Source organism: Corallococcus interemptor (genome assembly GCF_003668875.1).
GTDB lineage: Bacteria > Myxococcota > Myxococcia > Myxococcales > Myxococcaceae > Corallococcus > Corallococcus interemptor.
Map to the genome: position 1 here is coordinate 1 of NZ_RAWM01000261.1, position 1,580 is coordinate 1,580.

Genomic DNA, 1,580 nt, shown 5'->3' on the forward strand with positions numbered 1-1,580 from the left:
GGTAAGCGTTCACGGGTGGTGCTCGCCTGCGGGGTCAGTGAGGCAGCGAACGGTGGGCCTCACCACGCTAGACGTGGGCGGGGGGCGGATTAGAAATACTGGGACGTGGCCACGCCCGACCCCAGAGATGCGCGTATCGCGGAACTGGAGCGACTGCTGAGCGCGGCGCTCGCGCGAATCGAGCAGCAGGACGCGCGCATCGCGCAGCAGGAGGCCCGCATCGCGGAGCTGGAGGCGCGGCTGCGTAGCACCTCGCGTAATTCCTCGAAGCCTCCGTCCTCGGACCCACCCGGTACGCCGCCCAGGAAGTCGGAGCCGACGGGGCGCAAGCCCGGAGGCCAGCCCGGACACAAGGGCCGCAAGCGCGAGCTGCTGCCGCCGGACAAGGTGACGCAGGTGGTGGCGGTGCCCGCCCCGGAGCGTTGCACGGGCTGCAGCGGGCCCCTGTTGCGATTGGAGAGCACGCCTCCCGCACGAATCCACCAGGTGGTGGAGTTGCCGCGCGTCGTACCCGAGGTGAAGCAGTACGAGTTGCACGCGGGCTGGTGCGCCGGCTGCGACACCTGGCGCTGCGCACCGCTGCCGACGGGAGTGCCCGAGGGCACCTTCGGTCCGCGCCTGACAAGCTTCATCGCCCTTTGCACCGGGCGCTTCCGCTTGTCCAAGCGGCGGGTGCAGGAGTTGCTGGAGGACGTGCTGGGCGTGGAGCTGGCACTCGGCAGCGTCAGCAACCTTGAGCAGGCGGTGAGCAGCGCTCTGGCGGCGCCAGTAGACGAGGCCCGCGCGTATGTCCGGACGCAGCCGGCCGTGCATCAGGATGAAACCGGGTGGTGGCAAAAGCATGCCAGGGCCTGGCTGTGGGTGGCCAGCACCGCGTCCGTGGCCGTCTTCCGCATCGTCAAGAGTCGCGGCAAGGACGTCGCCCAGTCGATGCTGGGCAAGGGCTTTCAAGGAACGCTCATCTCTGACAGGTGGTGTGCCTACAACTGGGTGCACGCCCTCAGGAGGCAGGTCTGCTGGGCCCATCTGGTGCGTGAGTTCGAGGGCTTCGTCGAGCGCGGCGGGGAGGCGAAGCGGCTGGGAGCGTTGCTGCTGGCCGAAGTCTTCGTCCTCTTCGAATGGTGGCACCTGGCACGCGATGGGTTGCTGTCGCGCGCCACCTTCCAGCGAAAGATGCGACCGCTGATGCGAGAGGTGGAGCGGCTGCTGGCGGAGGCCGCGGACGTGTGCCCGAAGAAAGTGGCCGGCACCGCCAGGGAAATCCTCAAGCTCAAGGACGCCCTCTGGACGTTCGTCTATACCGAAGGCGTCGAGCCCACCAACAACCTCGCCGAGAGGGACCTGCGCCATGCAGTCATCTGGCGCAAAACAAGCTTTGGCACCCAGAGCGAGGACGGCAGCCGCTTCGTCGAGCGTATCCTCACGGCCGTGATGACCCTCCGGAAGCAGGAGCGCAACGTGCTCGACTCTCTCACGGCGTCCCTCGAAGCCCATCTCCACGGCACTCCCGCGCCCTCGCTCCTGCCCGGCTCATAATCTCAGCTCACGCTCGCGGCCTTCAGCCCCCCGTGAACGCTTAC

The 1,580-nt window shown here is 67.9% G+C and carries 1 protein-coding gene; it reads left to right on the forward strand.

Features of this window, described 5'->3' with window-relative positions:
- The first annotated feature begins 105 nt into the window (after positions 1–105).
- Entirely contained in the window at positions 106–1,536 is a 1,431-nt protein-coding gene (tnpC, locus tag D7X96_RS38965) for an IS66 family transposase (RefSeq protein WP_121771993.1), read from the forward strand.
- Positions 1,537–1,580 lie beyond the last annotated feature (44 nt).